We start from the raw sequence: 18,102 nt of genomic DNA on the forward strand, positions 1-18,102 counted from the left end.
AGTGAGCAGCCTTGCGCATGCATGCAGGCAGGCCTTGCGGTGCGCCGCTGGCGCGGTTGCCCTTCAGTAGCGGAACTTGCCGCCATGAATGTCCTGCAGCACCTGATCGGTCACCCGCACGTAGGTTTCGGTGCCCGGCAGCCAGGCATACACCGGGTCTTCGCCGGTCTGGCTGGGGTCGAAGGCTTCGCTTCTGAGCTTGGTCTTCTGGTACTTGAAGGTGCCGGTGGTTTCCATGCAGGTCTTGACGCGCAGGAACATCGGCACCGCGTAGTGAGGCATCTGGCTCTTGACGAAGCGCAGCAGGTCGCAGAAATCCAGCTGCTCCAGCGGCGCCGACGGGGTGATGGCGGCCATCCCGGCGCGACCGTTGGTGTTCTTGATTTCCACCCCGTAGGCCACGGCTTCGGCAATGTGGGGGTGCTGCACCATGATGTTCTCGACTTCGGTGGTGGAGACGTTCTCGCCCTTCCAGCGGAAGGTGTCCCCCAGGCGGTCGACGAACTGGGCATGGCCAAAGCCGATATCGCGAATCAGGTCGCCGCTGTTGAAGTAGCGGTCGCCCTTTTCGAACACGTCGTAGAGCACCACCTTCTTGCTCTTCTCCGGGTCGGTGTAGCCATCGAACGGGGCGTCGTCGTCGATCTTGGCCAGCAACAGGCCCTGACCGCCCTTGCCGACCTTCTGCATGAATCCGTCGGCGTTGCGCCGTGGTTCGCCGGTGTCGTGTTCGTACTCCACCAGCGACCAGGCGTTGATGGCAAAGCCGATGGTGTTCTCGAAATTGAGGATGTTGGTAAAGCCGATGTTGCCGTCACTGGCGGCGTAGAACTCGCAGACCCGCTCGATGTTGAAGCGTTTCTTGAAGTCGAGCCACACGCCCGGACGCAGGCCGTTGCCGATCATCTTCACCACCGGGTTGTCGCCATCGTTGCCGGCCGCAGGCTGATCGATCAGGTAGCGGCACAGTTCACCGACGTAGCAGATGGTGGTGGCCTTGAATTTTCGCGTGTCTTCCCAGAACTGGCTGGCGCTGAACTTGCGGCGGATGGCGAAGCCCGAGGCACCGGCCAATGCCGAACCCCAGCTCACGCACAGGCCGGTGCCGTGATACAGCGGCAAGGTGCAATAGACGATGTCATCGGGGCGCATGTCCAGGGCGATCATGCCGAAGCTGCCGTAGACCTTCATCCAGCGCCCATGCTTGAACACCCCGGCCTTGGGCAGGCCGGTGGTACCGGAGGTGTAGATGTAGAAGCAGGCGTCGTCGAGGTAGACCTGCTGGGTAGTCGCCGGATTGGCCGTAGCGTGCCCCTGACTGGCAAGGGTCAGGTTGACGTAGCCCTCGGGGGCGGTGCCGGCATCGCGCGTGGTGTCGGTGTCGGCCAGGAAAAAGGTGCGCTGCCTGTCGATGGCCACCTCGTCGCGCACCGCCTCGAACGATGGCACCAGCTCCTGGCCGACGATGATCGCCGACGGGTTGACCAGGCCCAGGCTGTGGATCAGCACGTTGTTGGTCTGCGAGGTGTTGAGCATGGCGCAGATGCCGCCGATCTTGCTCACGGCCAGTACGCTGACCAGCAATTCGGGGCGGTTCTCGATGAAGATGCCTACCACATCGCCTTTTTTCAGGCCACGGGCCAGCAGGTAGTGGGCGAAACGGTTGGCCCACTGGTTGACCTGTTCGTAACTGAAGCGCGTGTCCTTGTAGAGCAGCGCCGGCCCTTGAGGGTTGCGCGCAACCGCCTGTTCGAAGGCCCAACCCAGGCCACAGGGCTGATCGGCCTTGAGTTTGGAAACCTTGAGGCCCCTGACGAGCCGAGGAATGGCCCGAGTGATCGAGGGAATTTTGCGCAGCATCATGCCCCAGGTAATCATGTCGCTATTACTACTCATGGCACCTCCTGGTGGATTGACCGTGGCCGCCAGGCGGTTCGACAAACGCCATGACCAGCCAATCGTTTTTATTGTTGTGCACGCCATGTGAAAAAGTCCTCGCGCAGCGGGGTGCGCGAGGACGCCTGGTGCCGAACAATCAGAACTCGTCGGCGACCGACTCGAGGATCTTGCCCATCAGGTAGACCGTGGTGCGGGCCACTTGCTTGACCGCCTCTTTTTCTTCATCGGTCACGACCCAGCGGTCGATGGCGGCGTTGACCTGCTCGGAGTGCTTCTCGTCGATGATCGCGTGGGCGACGAAGAAGGTCAGTTGCTGATCGGTCAGCTTGAGATGGTTCTTGCACACGTCCATCAGGGGTTCGAGGTGCTCATAGCAGTCCTCGGCCCAGAAGCTGTAGCCCAGGCGCGGAATGATGCCGCGGCATACGGAAACGAAGTCCAGGTAGCCGTAGAACGCCTCGGTGGCCGGCAGCATCGGTTTCTCGAACTCCGACGGGTCCACGCCAATGGCGATCAGGTCGTTGTACGCCATGTTTTCGTGGCCCAGCTCTTCCAGCGCATGCTTCATCGCGAAACGCAGCAGGCCGACCTTCTTGTGGTCCTGGTTCCAGCACGCCACCGCCTGGTTGATCGCGTTGTTCTTGGTGTAGTGGTACACCTGGACAATCGACTTGATGTACAGCTCACGCTGCAGTTCGGGACGCTTCATCATCTGGAAGAAACGGCCGGCCTTGATCTTTTCCCATTCGGCGTCACAGATGGCTTTGAGCTCTTTGCGAAACGCGGTCACTTCAGTCATTTCACTCTCTTCCTTGGCGTGTTGATAAATCGTTCATGACACGTGTTATACGGTCAGGCGAATACGGCGTTACAGGCGCAGCACGGACTTGATGATGTAGATGAACTTGGAAAAGAAGCCCAGGCCTTCGATAGTGTCCCAGTGTTCCATCAGCACACCATTTTCAACACGGTAGATATCGATCACCTTGTAGTTCACCGTGAAGAACCTGTGCTTGGCCCAGTGCTTGGCATACAGGAAGACATAATCGCCTTCGGCGCAGACCCGCTCGATACTGGTACCCGACTCGGGGAACGTTTTGAAGAACTGCGTGAAGTAGGTCTTGAAGCCTTCGCGGCGCGGGGGAATGAACACGTTGTTGTGCTGCACGTAGTCCTCGGCAATCAAGGTATCGGCAACCGCCAGTTCACGCTGACCAAACATGCGCTCGTAAAACTCGATGACCACTTCTTTGTTCCTGGCTTCCATCTTGGATCAACCTCAATGTTGTCGTTATTGTGTGATGCTTATCCCGCCAGTGACTGCCTCGCGTGACGGGCGGCCAAGGTATGGCGAATCAGGTCATCGACGTCCTTCAGGTCTGCCGGGCAGCTGGGCAGGCCGAAGAAGGGCGTCACCGAGGGCATCAGATCGCCTTTGTACAGGGCGTAGTAATGATCGCCACGGGCCTTGATCTGGAAGAAGATGCCGTCCTGATCGAACACGAAGCTGTCGAACTTCGGCGCCAGCCGTGGCTTCACATAGGTGATGAACGTCTTGTAGCCGCCTTGCAGGGCCACCAGCGAGGCACCGGTCATGGCCAGCCCGTTGACCACGTTCTTGACCGGGGCATGCTTGTCGACGATCAGGCGTGAAAGTTCGACGCACTCGTGCTCGTAGTTGGGCCCGGAGAACTGCACCAGTTGTTCATGGCTGATGAACTCACCCGACTCGTGAGGGAACGGCGTAATACGCTGAGTGCCGATGATTTCACCATCATGATAAAAGGCAAACACATAGGAACGCGGGTCGTATTCATCCAGGCACACGGTATTGTCGACCGAGTTACCAAACAGCGTCTTGTAATAGATCTTGCGCTGCCCATACAACCGGCTACGGGCACGAGAAAGTTCGATGAATTGCGCAGGCGTTACCACCTGCCTGACCTTTACCTTGTCAGACTGGCACAACTCCTGGAGGACTGAATCATAGAAACTGTAGATGGCCGAACCGGCGGAATCATCCTTGACCAACTGCATACTTGCCGAAGGCAAGTCAGCCTTGTTACTGGCGAGTGACGGCATGAGAAATCCCTTCTTATTGTGATCTGTAGTATTCAACTCAGCCCAGCGCACGACTTAAGTTTCCACAGGACAATACATAGCTTCGCCTCCTTGCGTAGATAGCCATAGGTTGTTGATTTACGGGCTGCGCACAGCCAGACACTCACCCGCTAGTGGCGGGCGTGCCGTTGAACCAGAGCGAGGTACAGTCAGTTCGGTGGTAGCGAGGCCAAGGCTCGGCGGATCTGCTCGGCGCGCTCGCCCAGCACCTGTGGCGTGGCGATCGGGAGGTCCGCATGACCCAGGTTGAAACCGTCACCGACAAAGCGGGCCAGCACATGCAGGTGCGCGTGACCTACGGTCTGCCCGGCCACTGCGCCATCGCACAGCAGCAGGTTGATACCTTCACAGGGCTGTTCTTCGAGGCTCAGGCCGCTTTCACGCAGGGCGGCCGCCATCCGTTGACCCACACGCATCATGTGGCCACAGGTTTGAGGAGGGATATCACCCAGGCCGCTTGCGTGGGCCTTGGGAATGACCAGGACATGGCCAGGAGTGATCGGCTGAATCGAGAGAAAGGCCAGGCACTGCTCGTCTTCGTAGACAACGGCAGCCGGTGCTTCTTTCTTGGCGATTGCACAGAAAATGCAGTTCACGGATAGCTCCCTCTATTGTTGTAGGTGCAACCCCGGTGGAGGCATGAAGATCCGGGATGCTACAGGCTGCATTCCATTGCAGAGTTGACCGCGCAGCTTGTAGGAGAAATTACCCCTGGCCTTCCTCAGCTGTACACGGGAGTTTTGAAATTTTTTGTATCTGAATCCCGTAAATTTCCTAATGGTTTGATTTGAATGGGTTTTCCCAAGGTAACTTTTTGTATCCGGGCTGCATGGGTGCGTCACCGGCCAGGGCCATGAGGGCCGAGGACGGTGACGCCATCACCCACCCGCTGTGCGTGGGCTCGCCCGGCCTGAGCTACACGAACGCATCGGCATGAAAATGTGCGGGCTCCAGCCCCCGCTGCTCGACGAAATCGCGTCGCGCCGAGTCGACCACGATCGGCGCACCGCAGGCATAGACCTCGAAGTCCTTGAGGCTATGGAAGTCCTGCAGCACCTGGCGGTGCACGAAGCCGGTGGCACCCTGCCAGTCGCAGGCCGGGCCCGGCTCGGACAGCACCGGGGTGTAGCGCAGCCACGGCAACTGCGCCTCCCAGGCCAGCAGCTGTTCATGCCGGTAGAGGTCCTCACGGCGCCGCCCGCCCCAGTACAGGTACACCGGGCGGCGGTTGTCGCCGCGCTCGCGCAGTTGCTCGAGCAGCGCCTGCACCGGGGCAAAGCCGGTGCCGCTGGCCAGCAATACTATCGGCCGTTGGCTGTCGCGCAGGTAGAACGAACCGAACGGCCCCTCCATGCGCAGGATCGCCCTGGGCTGCAACGCATTGAACACATGCCCGCTGAACACCCCGCCCGGCATGTGCCGGATGTGCAGCTCAAGCTGGTTGTCGCGCGCCGCTGCGGTGGCCATCGAGTAGCTGCGCCGGCTGCCGTCCTTGAGCAGCACCTGCACGTACTGCCCCGGCAGGTAGGCGAATGCGGCGCCCGGCGCGAGCATCAGGCGCAGCACCGCCACGTCGTGGCTGACCTTGTCGAGGCTGGCCACGCGCACGCCCATCTGCTGGATGCCGATGCCGCGCAGCTCGGTGACTTCCGGCGCGTCGATGACCAGGTCGGAACGTGCCCTGGCGCAGCAGAACAGCGCCAGGCCCTGGGCCCGCTCGGCTTCGCTGAGCACTGCCAGCGGGCTGTCGGCGTGGTCCACCTCGCCGCTGAGCACCTGGCCCTTGCAACTGCCACAGGTGCCGGTGCGGCAGCTGTGCTTGAGCATCAGGCCATCGGCCAGGGCAGCGTCGAGCACGCTCTGCCCGGCGTTGACCGGGCAGCTCAGGCCGACCGGCTGGATCTGCAGGGTGAAGCTCATGTGCGTACCCTCCGTCACTGCGCGCGTCCGGCGGCGGCCAGCAGGTCCAGCGCCACGTCGACGATCATGTCCTCCTGGCCGCCGACCATGCGCCGCTTGCCCAGCTCGACCAGGATGTCGACGGTTTTCAGGCCATAGCGCGCCGCGGCGATTTCGGCGTGGCGCAGGAAGCTGGAGTAGACCCCGGCATAGCCCAGCGCCAGCGATTCGCGGTCGACCCGCACAGGACGGTCCTGCAACGGGCGCACGATGTCGTCGGCTGCATCCATCAGCGTGTAGAGGTCGGTGCCGTGGTTCCAGCCCAGGCGCTCGGCGGCGGCGATGAACACTTCCAGGGGCGCGTTGCCGGCGCCCGCGCCCATGCCGGCCAGGCTCGCATCGATGCGATCGCACCCCTCCTCCACCGCGGTGATCGAGTTGGCGACCCCGAGGCTGAGGTTGTGGTGGGCATGCATGCCGGTTTCGGTCTCGGGCTTGAGCACGGCCTTGAACGCGCGAAAGCGATCACGCACGTCCTGCATGTTCATCGCCCCACCGGAGTCGGCCATGTACACGCAGGTGGCGCCGTAGCTTTCCATCAGCTTGGCCTGGGCGGCCAGCTGCTCGGCCGGGATCATGTGGCTCATCATCAGAAAGCCCACGGTGTCCATGCCCAGCCCGCGCGCATATTCGATGTGCTGGCGGGCCACGTCGGCCTCGGTGCAGTGGGTGGCCACGCGCACCACGCGGGCGCCGGCGTCATATGCGGCCTTGAGGTCGTGCACCGTGCCGATGCCGGGCAGCAGCAGGGTGGTGATCCTGGCGTGGCTGATCACGTCGGCCACGGCCTCGATCCACTCCAGGTCGGTGTGGGCGGCAAACCCGTAGTTGAAGCTGGAGCCCTGCAGGCCATCGCCGTGGGCCACTTCGATGGAATCGACCCTGGCCTTGTCCAGCGCACGGGCGATGTCCTGCACGTTCTGCAGCGAGTACTGGTGGCGCACCGCGTGGCTGCCGTCGCGCAGGGTCACGTCGCTGATGTAGAGCTTCTTGGCGGGATTGAACGTCATGCGGGCATCCTCAGTTGTGCGCCATGGCCTGGGCCATGCGCTCGGCGGTCGCCATCGCGGCGGACGTCATGATGTCGAGATTGCCGGCGTAGGCCGGCAGGTAGTGGGCGGCGCCTTCGACTTCGAGAAACACCGAGGTCTTGAGCCCGCTGAAGCGGCCCAGGCCCGGGATCAGCAGCGGCGCCTGGGGCTCGATCACCTCGAACTGCACCTGCTGCTTGAGCCGGTAGCCCGGCACGTAGGCCTGCACCGCCTGGGCCATCTCGTGGATGGAGGCCTGCACGCGGGCCTGCTCGCAGGCTTCGGAGAGCACGAACACGGTGTCGCGCATGATCAGCGGCGGCTCGGCCGGGTTCATCACGATGATCGCCTTGCCCCTGGCTGCACCGCCGATGGCTTCGATGGCCTTGGAGGTGGTTTCGGTGAACTCGTCGATGTTGGCGCGGGTGCCGGGGCCGGCGGACTTGCTGGCAATCGAGGCGACGATTTCGGCGTAGTGCACCTTGGCCACCCGCGACACCGCGGCCACCATCGGGATGGTCGCCTGGCCGCCGCAGGTGACCATGTTGACGTTCAACTGCGCCAGGTTCTGCTCCAGGTTCACCACCGGCACGCAGTACGGGCCGATGGCTGCCGGGGTCAGGTCGATCAGGCGGATGCCGGGCTTGCGTGCGCGCAGGTAGGCGTCGTTGCGTACATGGGCGCCGGCCGAGGTGGCATCGAACACGAAGTCGATATCGGCGAACTCGGGCATGCGCGCCAGGCCCTCGACCCCTTCGTGGGTGGTGGCCACGCCCAGGCGGCGGGCGCGTTCCAGGCCGTCGGAGGCCGGGTCGATGCCGACCATCACGGCCATTTTCAGGTGCTTGCCGTGGCGCAGCAGCTTGATCATCAGGTCGGTGCCGATATTGCCGGAGCCGATGATGGCGACATTGAATTTTGCAGGGTTCATACGGCTTCTCCGTAGACTTCGGCGAGGAGGATGACGCTCGGGTCGAGGCTGTCGGCGTACAGGCGCTGCACGGCCTCGGCGCGCAGGCTCAAGGCGGTGCGCTGGTTGATGTAGCCCTTGTCGGTGATCTCGCCGTCGTTGAGGCTGGGCGGCGAATCGAGGATCACCAGGCGCACGGCATGCTGGGACGAGGCCGGGTATTCCCGGGCCAGTGCCTGCAGGCCCGCGCACAGCGCCAGGCGCACCTCGGGCTGCAGCGCCAGCTGTGCACCGCTCATGTGCTGGCCCTCGGCGCCGAGCAGGTCGCGCAGGGCCTGGGACGGGTAGACCAGCGCGCCGATCATGTCGCGGTCATGCCCGCCGATCACGCAGTCGCTGGCATACGGCGCCAGCGCGCTGACCAGGCGTGGGCGCAGCGTGCCCACCGACACCCAGGTGCCGCTGCTGAGCTTGAAGTCCTCGGTCACGCGGCCGTCGAACTGCACGCCCAGCTCGGGGCGCGCCGGGTCGACCAGGCGCCCGGCGTCGCCGATACGGTAGAAGCCCTCTTCATCGAACGCCGCCAGGGTGCTGGCCGGGTCGCCCAGGTAGCGCGGGAACACCGAGGGGCCGCGCACGCGCATCTCCAGCTTGTCGCCGGCCGGCACGAACTTGAGCTCGGTGCCCGGTACCGGCAGGCCGATGATGCCGGCCTTGTCGGCGGCAAAATGCACGCTGGTGACCACCGGCGAGGTTTCGGTGGAGCCCCATTCGGTGGCGAAGAACAGCGGCGTGTCGCGCACCTTCCCGGCACACGCCACCAGCCGGCTCCAGCTGCTTTGCGGCAGGGCGGCAGCGGCATAGAACAGCATGCGCAGGCGCCCGAACAGGGCCTGGGCCAGCGCCGGGTCGCGCTCCAGGTGAGGCAGCAGCATCTCGTAGCCGCGCGGCACGTTGAAGAACAGCGTGGGCCTGACCGAGCGGATGTTCTCCAGCGTACGGTCGATCTGCCCCGGCACCGGCAGGCCGTCGTCGATGTACAGGGTGCCGCCGTTGCGCAGCACCAGGTTGAAGTTGTGGTTGGCGCCGAACACGTGGCTCCAGGGCAGCCAGTCGAGCACGATCAGTTCGCCCTGCTCCAGAAAGCGCCAGCACTGGGCAATCGCCTGCTGGTTGGCGCAGAGCATGCCGTGGGTGTTGACCACGGCCTTGGGCGCACCGGTGGAGCCGGAGGTCATCAGGTAGCGCGCCGGGGTGTCGCCATCCAGGCGCGCGAAGGCGGCCATCACCGCCGGGGTCTCGGCCTTGTACAGGTGCGGCAGGGCCAGCGCACCGGGGATTTCCTGGGCGTTGCGCGCCGCCACCACCGGGCAGTCCGGGTCGACCAGGGCGATGGCGCGGCCATAGGCATCGCCGTCGTTGACGAATATCAGCCCCGGCTTGAGCACCTCGACAATCGCCTTGAGCTTGGCGCAGCCGCTGCCGGTATTGCGCGAGTAGGCCACCGAGATGGTCGACACCGGGATGCCCACGTGCATCGCCGCCAGGGTCAGCAGCGCCTGGTCCAGGTCGTTTTCCGAGAGCATCAGCAGCGGCCGGCCGGCTGCGATGTCCAGTTCCAGCAGGCCCTGGGCCAGGGCGCCGACGCGCTGGCGCACCTGCTCGTAGGTCAGGCTGAACCAGCCCGCGCCGCGCCGTTCGGCCAGGTAGGCACGCTGCGGCGCCTGCTCGGCCCAGTGTTCCAGCCACTGGCCGATGCAGCGCGCATAGGGTTGCAGCGGCTCGGGCGAGCTGAGCACGAAGCTGCCGTCGGCACGCGGTTCGTACAGCACCTGGGCGGGGGCCAGCTGGGTGGGGTCGTTGAAGAAGTCGTACATTGCACGCCCTCGTGAGCGCGGCAGGCCGTCGGCCCGCTGCTCACTGGTTTTATTGTTGTAGGTACCGGCGGTCGGTCAGGCCGCCGGGTTCAAGCCGGCACGGCTCAGGTGAAGCGACAGCTCACTTCGCCCAGGCGGGTCAGGCGCAGGCGCAGGCTGTCGCCCGCCACCACCGGCACCATCGGCCCCAGCGCGCCGGACAGCAGCACGTCACCGGCCTGCAGCGGGCGCCCGGCCAGGGCCATGGTGCGCGCCAGCCACAGGCAGGCATCCAGGGGGTTGCCCATGCAAGCGGCGCCCACGCCGATGGCGGCCTGGGCACCGTTCTTCTCCAGCAGCATGCCTTCCAGGGCCAGGTCCAGGCCGTGCAGGCTGACCGGGGTCTTGCCCAGCACGTAGAGGCCCGAGGAGGCGTTGTCGGCCACGGTGTCGACCAGGGTGATCTTCCAGTCCTCGATGGCCGAGTCGACGATCTCCAGCGCCGGCAGCACATGGTCGACCGCGCGCAGCAGCTCGCCCAGGGTGGTGTCGGGGTCGGGCAGGTCGCGCCCCAGCACGAACGCGATCTCGCCCTCGGCCTTGGGCTGGATCAGCCGCGTGCTGTCGATGGCCTGGCCATCGTGGCATTCCATGTCGGCGAACAGCATGCCGAAGTCGGGCTGGTCGACGCCCAGTTGCTGCTGCACCGCCAGCGAGGTGAGGCCGACCTTGCGCCCGCTCAGGCGCCGGCCGGCGGCCAGCGCGGCCTGGGTGGCGAGTTCCTGCACGGCGTAGGCGTCGTGCAGCGACTGGATGTCGAAACGCTCGGAAATGCGCCCGCACGGGGTGCGGGTCGAGCGGGCCTGGGCCAGCGCTGCGGCGGCGGCCTGAAGGTTGGGGTGGGTCATGGGGTTGCTCCTGAACGGGTCCGGTTGGCTTACAACGCGCGCGCGCGACTCTGGCGATAGCCCTGGTGCAGTTCGTCGACCAGCTCGGCCACGCTGCAGGTGCGGGTGATCTGGCCCACGCCCTGCCCCGCCGACCACACGTGTTTCCACGCCTTGTTGGCGGTGGCGATGTCGCCGGAGAAGTCGATGCTGGGGCGGGTTTCGCTGCGCGGGTCGATGCCGGCCTTGTCCAGCGACGGCTGCATCCAGTTGGCCAGCACACCGCTGACCGCCTTGGTGGTGGTCACCTGGTCCAGCGAGCACTCCACCAGCATGTCGCGGTAGGCGTCCTCGACCAGGCTTTCGTGGGTGGCGATCAGGCGCGTGCCCACCAGCGAGAAGTCGCAGCCCAGCACCTGCGCGGCATGGATGTCGCGCCCGTTGGAGATCGCCCCGGCCAGGCCCAGCGGGCCGTCCCAGAACTCGCGCACTTCGGCGACGAAGGCGAACGGATTGTAGTTGCCTGTATGCCCGCCGGCGCCGTTGCACACCAGCACCAGGCCATCGACGCCGGCGGCCACGGCCTTGCGTGCCAGGGCCGGGCTGATCACGTCGGCGATCACCACCCCGCCATAGGCGTGCACGGTGTCGAGCACGCGCTTGGGGCTGCCCAGGGCGGTGGAGACGATCGGCGGCTGGTAACGGCGCACCAGTTCAAGCTCGGCCTCGAAGCGGTCGTAGGTGCTGTGCACGATCATGTTGAGCATCCACGGCGCCCACTGCTCGCCACGCTGCTGCGCGGCGTCACGCTCGCCGACGATCTGTTCCAGCCATTGCTGCAGTTGCTCGACGGTGCGCGCATTGGGCGCCGGCAGGCTGCCGACGATGCCGGCCTGGCAGCTGGCGGCGAGCAGGCGCGGGCCCGACACCAGGAACATCGGCGCGGCCAGCACCGGCAGGTCGAGCCCGGCGAACAGGTTCAGGAGTTGCTGTTGCGGTGCACTCAGGCTTGTTGTTGTCATCACGCATCTCTCTTGTTCTGGTTATCAAGGCTCAGGCCTTGCGCGACCGCGTGGGGCCGGCGCTGCGAATCTCCCAGCCGCCATCGCTGTGGATGATGTTGGCGGTGGTCAACCCGGCATTCTCGCGCGAGGCCAGCAGCACGTAGTGCCCGGTGTGGTCCTCGGGCTCGGCAATCCGTTGCAGGGGCACAGCCTGCGCGGCACCGGCCTCGAACCCGGGGATCTGGTTGAGCGGTACGCTGCGGCTGTTCAGGCCATCCAGGCTTTTCATCGGCGTGTTGGTCGCCCCCGGCGCCACGCCGTTGACCCGGATGTCCGGCGCCAGCTCGTAGGCCAGCTGGCGGATCATGCCCACCAGCGCATGCTTGGCGGTGACGTACAGAATGCCACCACCGCCGGCATAAAAGGCACTGTTGGACAAGGTAAAGATCATGCTGCCACGGGTTTGGCGCAACGCCTCGATCGACGCCTGCGCGCCGAGCAGGTAGCCCTGCACGTTGGTGGCGAAGAGTTTCTGGAACGCACCCTCGAAATCAGGCGGGGCGATGCGGTCCAGGCGGGTGAAATAGTCGAACACCGCGGCGTTGCCGACGAAGGTGTCGAGCCTGCCGAACGCCTCCAGGGTGGCGGCCACGGCGCGCTGGTTATCCTGATAGCGCGCCACGTCGCCCTGCACGGTGATCACCGCATCGCCCAGCTCGGCAGCCAGCGCCGCCAGTTGCGCCGTGTCGCGGCCCATTACCGCGACCCTGGCGCCTTCGGCCACGTAGCGGCGCACGATGGCGCTGCCGATGCCGCCGGTACCGCCGGTGACCAGTGCCACCTGCCCTTTCAACCAAGCCATGTGCAGGCCCTCATAGGAACGTGTTGATGTTCTTGCACAGCAACATCGCGTTGGGGATCAGAATCTTGCGCTTGAGCAGCTTGAGGCCCTCGGCCTCCAGGCGCAGCACGTCCTCGCGCCGCCCGGCCAGCTGGGCGTGTTCGTCCAGGCCGCGGCTGCGCACGTTGACGAAGCACGAGTACGCCAGGTACTCGCCCGGCTCGGCGCCGGCATACACCTCAATGTTGCTGACCAGGTGCACGTTGCGCGTGGGCGGGTTCTCGGCCCAGGCCGAGGGCTGCTTGAAGCGCGCCACGCGGCGCTTGAGCTCGCGCATGCCGTCATCGAAGAAGGCCATGTGCTCCAGGCGGTAGGGCCCGGACTTGTCTTCGCGGCGACGGTTCTCGATGCCGGGCATCCAGTAGTGGATGGCTTCGCTCAGGCTCAGCAGCCATTGGTCCCAGCACTCGTTGTCGAGCAGGCGCGCCTCGCGCAGCAGAAACTGTTCGACCCGGCGGGCCTCGTCGATGGACACCGGGGTGTCCTGCAGTTGGTGTGTCATCTCGCCCCCCTCAGCGCAGCGTGCCGTTGCGGTCTGGTACGTCGGCCCAGGTCGGTGCCTGCAGCAGGTCTTTCCAGCGTTGGTAGAACGCCCGCGCGTTGCATTCGTTGAGCTGGCCCTTGAACACGTTGCCCGGCAGCTCGCTGTCGTCCAGGCGGGTGTGCATGCCCAGGCCCACGTACAAGTCCTGGTAGCGCGTGACCACGCCCCGGCTGGTCTTGGTGCAGTACTCCCAGTTCTCGCCGTCGTCCATCTCGAACACGCCGGTGGGCGAGAAGGTCATCATCGCGCCACGGCGCCATTTGTCCTTGATGTCCTGCGGGGCGTTCTTGTTGACGATGACCCAGGTGAACAGCTCGATCTTGTGCGGGCCACGCGGCTGCCAGATGCGCACGGTGTTCTGCCCCGGCAGGAACGAGAAGTTGGGGAACACGGTGAACGAGGAGATCGCGCCGATCAGCTTTGAGCGGAACTCGCCCAGGCGCTCGGCGACCTTGGGGCGCAGCACATGCAGGTACTTGTTGATGTCCTTTTCGCCCAGGGTGGCGGCGTTGCCGACCACGTCGGTGGCGAACTCGTAGCCGTGGCCGTTCCAGTTCACCGAGTAGGATTCGGGCAGTTCGCCGACATTGGCCACCGGGCCGCCGAGCATGGCCTTGGCCGCCGAGTCGTGGGTCCAGCCGCCGTGCAGGATGTCGCCGACGAAGTTTTCGGCGGCGATCTTCCAGTTGCACTCGATGGTGGAGCGGATGCAGCCGCCCAGGAACTCGCTGCCGCCCTCGTCCATGTCGAGCATCACGTCCATGTACCAGGTCATCGGCCCGAGGTACTCCTCCAGGGTCGGCGCATCGCTGGCAAAGGTGGCGAACACCAGGCCCTTGTAGCTGGCCACGCGGGCTTCGCGCAGGCCATGCCTGGACTTGTCGAACTGGCTTTCTTCGTAGCACTTGGATTCGTGCATGCCCATCAGGCGCCCGCCATCGGCGCCGAACGACCAGCCGTGGTAGTTGCAGATGAAACCGCGGGCGTTGCCGGCCTCGGCAAAGCACACCTTGTTGCCGCGGTGCGGGCAGGCATTGAGGAACACCTTGATCGAGGCGTCCTTCTGGCGTACCACCAGCACTTCGTCTTCACCCATCGAGGTGGTCAGGTAGTCGCCGGACCTGGGCAGCTGGGATTCGTGGGCGACGAACAGCCAGCAGCGCGCGAAGATCTTCTCCAGCTCCTGCTCGTAGATCGCCTCGTCCCAGAACACCTTGCCCGACAGGCGCCCCTCCTGCATGTCGCAGAGGCGGTCGAGGTTGCCCAGGGCGGGCGTGCTTTCGAGGGTTCTGAGCGGTATGTGCTTGTTGTTATCCATGGTTCAGACTCACAGGTATGCGGTTGGACGGCGCCCGGTCAGACCGGGCTGTCGGCGTCGGCCAGCGCCTCGTCGGCTTCCAGGGCCGTGTCGGCATACACCTCGCGGTCGGTGACAATGACCTTGTAGGTGCGCAGGTGCCGTTCGCAGGGGAAGGTCACGGCCTTGCCGCTGGGGATATGGAACTGGCCCCAGTGCACCGGGCAGGTGATCAGGTCGTCTTCCATGTCGCCTTCGGCCAGCGAGGCGGTGGCGTGGGTGCACATGTCGGTGGTGGCGTAGAAGGTGCCGCCCAGGTTGTAGACGCACAGGGCATCGCCATCGCCGTTGGCGACCTTCTTCAGTTCGCCCGGCGCCAGCTCGTCACGCTGGCAAAGCAGTACGCGGCTCATGCCGGCTCCTCGTTGTTGAGTTGCACAAAGCCCAGGCCGGTGACCCAGGCGGGCACGGCTTCATAGGCGATCACTTCACCGCGCGGACGCTCCAGGGCGGCCATGGCGCAGGCGAAGTTGCGGATTTCCATCGCGCCGTTGCCGGCCCGACGCAGGATGTCTTCGTCGCGGTAGGCGCACAGTGCCTGCAGGTCGCCGTTGACCCCGTGGGCAAGGATTTCGCGGTCGAAGTCCTCGGCCACCTGGCCCATCTCGACGGTGCCTACCCAGTGGCTGATGCCGCCGCTGCCGATGATCACCACGCGCTCGTCGGCGTCGAACGTCTCGACTGCCGCGCGCAGTTGCCGGCCCAGGTCGGCCGAGCGCTCCAGCGAGATGTACGGGTCGACGCCGCACGCCAGGTACACCGGGATGCTCGGCAGCTCACGGCCCAGCAGGGCCTCGGCCGGCTTGACCACCAGCTGGTGCGGGATCGAGAACGAATGGTCGACGGTGAAGCTGCGCGCCACGGTCCAGTCCACGCCCTGCCCTTCACCGTGATGGACGATGTGCTCGGCCAGCGCCTGGTGGTTGCGCACCACGCCCCGGTCCAGGCCCGGCAGGCGGTCGATGGGGCCGTCCACGTCGCCGGTGCCGATCACGTAGCGCGGCAGGCAATGGGGGCCGAACAGGATGTAGTGATCGCAGCCGACGATGATCACCGCCGTGGGCTGCAAGGCGGCCAGGCGCTCGGCGCATTGGGCATAGGCGCCCCATACGGCATCGCGTTGTGCGGCCGGTGGCGCTTCGGGCGCCACGAACATCACCGGGTCATGCGGCATCCAGAAGCCGCCCACTATCTTGCCCATCGGTTCACCCCTTGAGCGCGGCGGAAAACCCCGCGCCTTGTTCATCGGTACAGCCCAGGCGCTGCTTGTAGACGCGCATGCTGCATTGCGGCGAAAGCTCCTGCCAGAAGCCCATGGTCAGCATCGGGTTGACCCCGGCCGCCTGCAGGCCGGCCACGTCGAAGTCGAGGATCATCTGCGCCTCGTCGGGGGCCAGGGCAAAGCGCTGCACGAAGCCTGCGGCGTCTTCACGAAAGCGCTGCTTGGCCGCGCGCTCCACGCACAGCTGCCACAGCACCCGCTCCATCACGTTTCTGCTCATGCCGGACTACTCGCCGAGAAAGTCGCGAACCAGCGCGGCAAAGCGCCGTGGCTGTTCGCTCTGGACCCAGTGACCGCAGCGCCCGAACAGGTGCAGGTCGGCGTCGGCAATGCTGTTGGCGATCAGCAGCCCGCACTCCGGCGGCACCACACGGTCTTCACGACCGTGTACCACCAGCGTCGGCGCCACGATCTTGGCCAGCGCGGCGGCGGGGAAGCCCTTGACCATCGTCTGGCCTTCGGCGGCGGGCTGCGGGATCAGCTTGCGCAAGGCGGCCTGGGCACCGGGCCGGGCACTGGCCTCGTAGCGGGCCTGCACCATGGCGTCGGTGATCAGCGCCTTGTCGTAGGGGAACAGCTCCATCAGCTGACGCATGTTGGCCAGCGACGGCTCGTACTCCCAGGCACCGCGCAGGCCGGGGGTCTGCACGAACTCGCCGGCCGGGGTGCCGAGCAGCACCAGCTTGTTGACGCGCTCGGGGGCGAACACCGCCAGGCCGATGGCCAGGGCGCCGCCGAACGAGTTGCCGATGAAGGAGGCCTTCTGGATATCCAGGGCATCCATGATGCCGATCAGGTGGCTGACCCACAGCTTGATGTCGTACCGGGCGTCATCCTTGAACTCGGTGAAACCGAAGCCGGCGATGTCCGGCACGATCACCCGCCAGCGGTCGGCGAACACCGGCACGCTGGCGGCCCAGTTGGCCCAACCCGAAACACCCGGGCCCGAGCCGTGCAGCAGGAACAGCGGCTCGCCCTGGCCGGCCTCGTGGTAGTGGGTGTGGTGCCCTGCTGCGAGCAGAGTCTTTGCAGTTGCGCTCATGTCGGCCTCCGGTTTTTATTCTTAACATACAGTTGTGTATCTGCATGCTATTTACCGTTTTGACCTGAGTCAATGAAAAAACATGACTATTTTCAAATAATGAGCAACCGTACCTACACCTATGTACTGTCATGTATGGCAGGATGCGGACACCCGGCACTGGCCTTGTGGCCAATGCCGGCAATAGCTTCGCCGTTGCGGCGGGCGTTAGAATGACGGTTTGCTGCCAAGGCCAAGCGTCGAACCCTGCGCTGCCCTGGCGCTTATCCAGCTTGTTGGACAAGGCCCTACACAATGTCATCACGCACCAACCTCACGCGGGAAGATTGGATTCATGCGGCACAGGAAGTGCTTGTCACCAGCGGCGTCGACGCCGTGCGCGTCGACACCCTGGCCAAGGAACTGAAGATCACCCGTGGCAGTTTCTACTACCACTTCAAAAGCCGCGGCGAACTGCTCGAAGGCATCCTGGGCAACTGGCGCGCACGCGCCACCGAGGATGTGATCCTCAACCTGCGCACGGCCCACAGCTCGCCGCTGCAGCAGTTGCAGCGCCTGCTGGAGCTGCCTTCCCACGGCCAGACCGCCAAGGACGCCGCCTCGATCGAACTGGGCATCCGCGGCTGGGCGCGGCGCGACAAGCAGGCGCGCCAGGCCATCGACGAGGTGGACAGCCATCGCCTGAACTACATCGAGGGGCTGCTGATTCAGGCCGGCGTGCCCAGCGACGAAGCCCAGGACCGCGCCTACCTGATCTACGCCTACCAGATCAGCCTGTCGCTGCTGCACAGCGAAGACACCCCGCAACAACGCCTGGCGCGCAGCCAGCGCATGGCCGGCATCCTCCTCCCCGCGTGCAGCCACGCCCCGGCCTGAGCGCCTGTGCCGACCCGTTCGGCACATTGCAAATACACAAATGTATCTTTGTATATCCAATACCCGCCATCCAGCGGGTATTGGCACGCTCGTCTTGAAAAATATTTATTCAATAAATTCAAATAGATAATCGAATAAATCGGCGAATGCAGGCGCGCCGCTGCGGCGCCTGTTGACAAGCCGCCCACCTTCCCGCGTAGTCTATACATACACATGCACATGTGTATTTAAACGCCTTGCATGTTGCCCTGCCCCGGGCAGGGGCGCACCACAATAAGAATAGAAAACGAGTACTTCACTATGCACGCGCCTGCACGCTCTCGCCGGGTCCCGCCCTGCGCGCCCGACCCGTCACGCCCCCGGTACGGCACCGCCGCACCGACGCCGACCGCCCTCTGCGACCGGCATCCCACCTCCCCCTTGCCCACTGCTC

The 18,102-nt window shown here is 64.9% G+C and carries 19 protein-coding genes; 1 reads left to right on the forward strand and 18 read right to left on the reverse strand.

All coding sequences use genetic code 11. The features are described 5' to 3' along the window. Positions 1-63: 63 nt before the first annotated feature. The 18 genes from CR917_RS26595 to CR917_RS26680 form a co-directional block, all read right to left on the reverse strand. Entirely contained in the window at positions 64-1,896 is a 1,833-nt protein-coding gene (locus CR917_RS26595) for a long-chain-acyl-CoA synthetase (RefSeq protein WP_043859799.1), read from the reverse strand. A gap of 139 nt (positions 1,897-2,035) precedes the next feature. Beyond that, entirely contained in the window at positions 2,036-2,698 is a 663-nt protein-coding gene (locus tag CR917_RS26600) for an iron-containing redox enzyme family protein (protein WP_043859798.1), read from the reverse strand. Between the two features lie 69 nt (positions 2,699-2,767). Further along, a complete protein-coding gene (locus CR917_RS26605; RefSeq protein ID WP_043859797.1) occupies positions 2,768-3,166 on the reverse strand; it encodes an ester cyclase in 399 nt (132 codons plus the stop codon). A gap of 38 nt (positions 3,167-3,204) precedes the next feature. Next, the gene (locus CR917_RS26610; RefSeq protein ID WP_229589306.1) at positions 3,205-3,834 is read right to left on the reverse strand and encodes a hypothetical protein; all 630 of its coding nucleotides are present in this window, start codon (positions 3,832-3,834) and stop codon (positions 3,205-3,207) included. A gap of 335 nt (positions 3,835-4,169) precedes the next feature. Beyond that, on the reverse strand, positions 4,170-4,616 hold the full coding sequence (locus CR917_RS26615) for an HIT family protein (protein WP_043859795.1): 447 nt from the start codon (positions 4,614-4,616) through the stop codon (positions 4,170-4,172). A 319-nt stretch (positions 4,617-4,935) separates the two neighbouring features. Next, positions 4,936-5,940 (reverse strand): CDP-6-deoxy-delta-3,4-glucoseen reductase, encoded by a 1,005-nt coding sequence (locus tag CR917_RS26620; protein ID WP_043859794.1) that lies wholly within the window; start codon positions 5,938-5,940, stop codon positions 4,936-4,938. 14 nt (positions 5,941-5,954) lie between these two features. Beyond that, the gene (gene dmpG / locus CR917_RS26625) at positions 5,955-6,989 is read right to left on the reverse strand and encodes a 4-hydroxy-2-oxovalerate aldolase (RefSeq protein ID WP_054916102.1); all 1,035 of its coding nucleotides are present in this window, start codon (positions 6,987-6,989) and stop codon (positions 5,955-5,957) included. 10 nt (positions 6,990-6,999) lie between these two features. Continuing rightward, positions 7,000-7,941 (reverse strand): acetaldehyde dehydrogenase (acetylating), encoded by a 942-nt coding sequence (locus CR917_RS26630; protein WP_043859792.1) that lies wholly within the window; start codon positions 7,939-7,941, stop codon positions 7,000-7,002. Continuing rightward, positions 7,938-9,797, reverse strand: coding sequence for a feruloyl-CoA synthase (locus tag CR917_RS26635; RefSeq protein ID WP_088515453.1), 1,860 nt, complete (start codon positions 9,795-9,797; stop codon positions 7,938-7,940). Before CR917_RS26635 ends, CR917_RS26630 begins: the two co-directional genes overlap by 4 nt. A 104-nt stretch (positions 9,798-9,901) precedes the next feature. After that, entirely contained in the window at positions 9,902-10,684 is a 783-nt protein-coding gene (locus CR917_RS26640; protein WP_058541174.1) for a 2-keto-4-pentenoate hydratase, read from the reverse strand. Positions 10,685-10,713: 29 nt separating this feature from the next. Next, on the reverse strand, positions 10,714-11,685 hold the full coding sequence (locus CR917_RS26645) for a nitronate monooxygenase family protein (protein WP_043861080.1): 972 nt from the start codon (positions 11,683-11,685) through the stop codon (positions 10,714-10,716). Between the two features lie 31 nt (positions 11,686-11,716). Beyond that, positions 11,717-12,529, reverse strand: a complete 813-nt coding sequence (gene hcaB, locus CR917_RS26650) for a 3-(cis-5,6-dihydroxycyclohexa-1,3-dien-1-yl)propanoate dehydrogenase (protein ID WP_104573028.1) — start codon at positions 12,527-12,529, stop codon at positions 11,717-11,719. Positions 12,530-12,539: 10 nt separating this feature from the next. Further along, entirely contained in the window at positions 12,540-13,070 is a 531-nt protein-coding gene (locus CR917_RS26655; protein WP_043861078.1) for a 3-phenylpropionate/cinnamic acid dioxygenase subunit beta, read from the reverse strand. A gap of 10 nt (positions 13,071-13,080) precedes the next feature. Further along, a complete protein-coding gene (locus tag CR917_RS26660) occupies positions 13,081-14,430 on the reverse strand; it encodes an SRPBCC family protein (RefSeq protein ID WP_043861077.1) in 1,350 nt (449 codons plus the stop codon). Positions 14,431-14,468: 38 nt separating this feature from the next. Beyond that, the gene (locus CR917_RS26665; protein WP_043861076.1) at positions 14,469-14,822 is read right to left on the reverse strand and encodes a non-heme iron oxygenase ferredoxin subunit; all 354 of its coding nucleotides are present in this window, start codon (positions 14,820-14,822) and stop codon (positions 14,469-14,471) included. Beyond that, positions 14,819-15,670, reverse strand: coding sequence for a protocatechuate 3,4-dioxygenase (locus CR917_RS26670; protein WP_104573027.1), 852 nt, complete (start codon positions 15,668-15,670; stop codon positions 14,819-14,821). Before CR917_RS26670 ends, CR917_RS26665 begins: the two co-directional genes overlap by 4 nt. Before the next feature lie 4 nt (positions 15,671-15,674). After that, a complete protein-coding gene (locus tag CR917_RS26675) occupies positions 15,675-15,971 on the reverse strand; it encodes an extradiol ring-cleavage dioxygenase (RefSeq protein WP_104573026.1) in 297 nt (98 codons plus the stop codon). 6 nt (positions 15,972-15,977) lie between these two features. Then, positions 15,978-16,793, reverse strand: a complete 816-nt coding sequence (locus CR917_RS26680) for an alpha/beta fold hydrolase (protein WP_054916107.1) — start codon at positions 16,791-16,793, stop codon at positions 15,978-15,980. Positions 16,794-17,087: 294 nt separating this feature from the next. On the opposite strand from CR917_RS26680, the gene CR917_RS26685 reads away from it, so the two are divergent. Continuing rightward, positions 17,088-17,669: a TetR/AcrR family transcriptional regulator gene (locus CR917_RS26685; RefSeq protein ID WP_043861072.1), complete on the forward strand. Its 582-nt coding sequence runs from the start codon at positions 17,088-17,090 to the stop codon at positions 17,667-17,669. Positions 17,670-18,102: the final 433 nt, after the last annotated feature.

Source organism: Pseudomonas sp. BRM28 (genome assembly GCF_002939405.1).
Lineage (GTDB): Bacteria > Pseudomonadota > Gammaproteobacteria > Pseudomonadales > Pseudomonadaceae > Aquipseudomonas > Aquipseudomonas palmensis.

What these genes read in the sequence shown, in the direction of transcription:
- CR917_RS26645 (WP_043861080.1), bottom strand. Translation starts at nt 11,685, where the DNA reads ATGACAACAACAAGCCTGAGTGCACCGCAACAGCAACTCCTGAACCTG.
- CR917_RS26605 (WP_043859797.1), bottom strand. Translation starts at nt 3,166, where the DNA reads ATGGAAGCCAGGAACAAAGAAGTGGTCATCGAGTTTTACGAGCGCATG.
- dmpG (WP_054916102.1), bottom strand. Translation starts at nt 6,989, where the DNA reads ATGACGTTCAATCCCGCCAAGAAGCTCTACATCAGCGACGTGACCCTG.
- CR917_RS26655 (WP_043861078.1), bottom strand. Translation starts at nt 13,070, where the DNA reads ATGACACACCAACTGCAGGACACCCCGGTGTCCATCGACGAGGCCCGC.
- CR917_RS26635 (WP_088515453.1), bottom strand. Translation starts at nt 9,797, where the DNA reads ATGTACGACTTCTTCAACGACCCCACCCAGCTGGCCCCCGCCCAGGTG.
- CR917_RS26600 (WP_043859798.1), bottom strand. Translation starts at nt 2,698, where the DNA reads ATGACTGAAGTGACCGCGTTTCGCAAAGAGCTCAAAGCCATCTGTGAC.
- CR917_RS26620 (WP_043859794.1), bottom strand. Translation starts at nt 5,940, where the DNA reads ATGAGCTTCACCCTGCAGATCCAGCCGGTCGGCCTGAGCTGCCCGGTC.
- CR917_RS26660 (WP_043861077.1), bottom strand. Translation starts at nt 14,430, where the DNA reads ATGGATAACAACAAGCACATACCGCTCAGAACCCTCGAAAGCACGCCC.
- CR917_RS26670 (WP_104573027.1), bottom strand. Translation starts at nt 15,670, where the DNA reads ATGGGCAAGATAGTGGGCGGCTTCTGGATGCCGCATGACCCGGTGATG.
- CR917_RS26595 (WP_043859799.1), bottom strand. Translation starts at nt 1,896, where the DNA reads ATGAGTAGTAATAGCGACATGATTACCTGGGGCATGATGCTGCGCAAA.
- hcaB (WP_104573028.1), bottom strand. Translation starts at nt 12,529, where the DNA reads ATGGCTTGGTTGAAAGGGCAGGTGGCACTGGTCACCGGCGGTACCGGC.
- CR917_RS26680 (WP_054916107.1), bottom strand. Translation starts at nt 16,793, where the DNA reads ATGAGCGCAACTGCAAAGACTCTGCTCGCAGCAGGGCACCACACCCAC.
- CR917_RS26640 (WP_058541174.1), bottom strand. Translation starts at nt 10,684, where the DNA reads ATGACCCACCCCAACCTTCAGGCCGCCGCCGCAGCGCTGGCCCAGGCC.
- CR917_RS26685 (WP_043861072.1), top strand. Translation starts at nt 17,088, where the DNA reads ATGTCATCACGCACCAACCTCACGCGGGAAGATTGGATTCATGCGGCA.
- CR917_RS26630 (WP_043859792.1), bottom strand. Translation starts at nt 7,941, where the DNA reads ATGAACCCTGCAAAATTCAATGTCGCCATCATCGGCTCCGGCAATATC.
- CR917_RS26675 (WP_104573026.1), bottom strand. Translation starts at nt 15,971, where the DNA reads ATGAGCAGAAACGTGATGGAGCGGGTGCTGTGGCAGCTGTGCGTGGAG.
- CR917_RS26665 (WP_043861076.1), bottom strand. Translation starts at nt 14,822, where the DNA reads ATGAGCCGCGTACTGCTTTGCCAGCGTGACGAGCTGGCGCCGGGCGAA.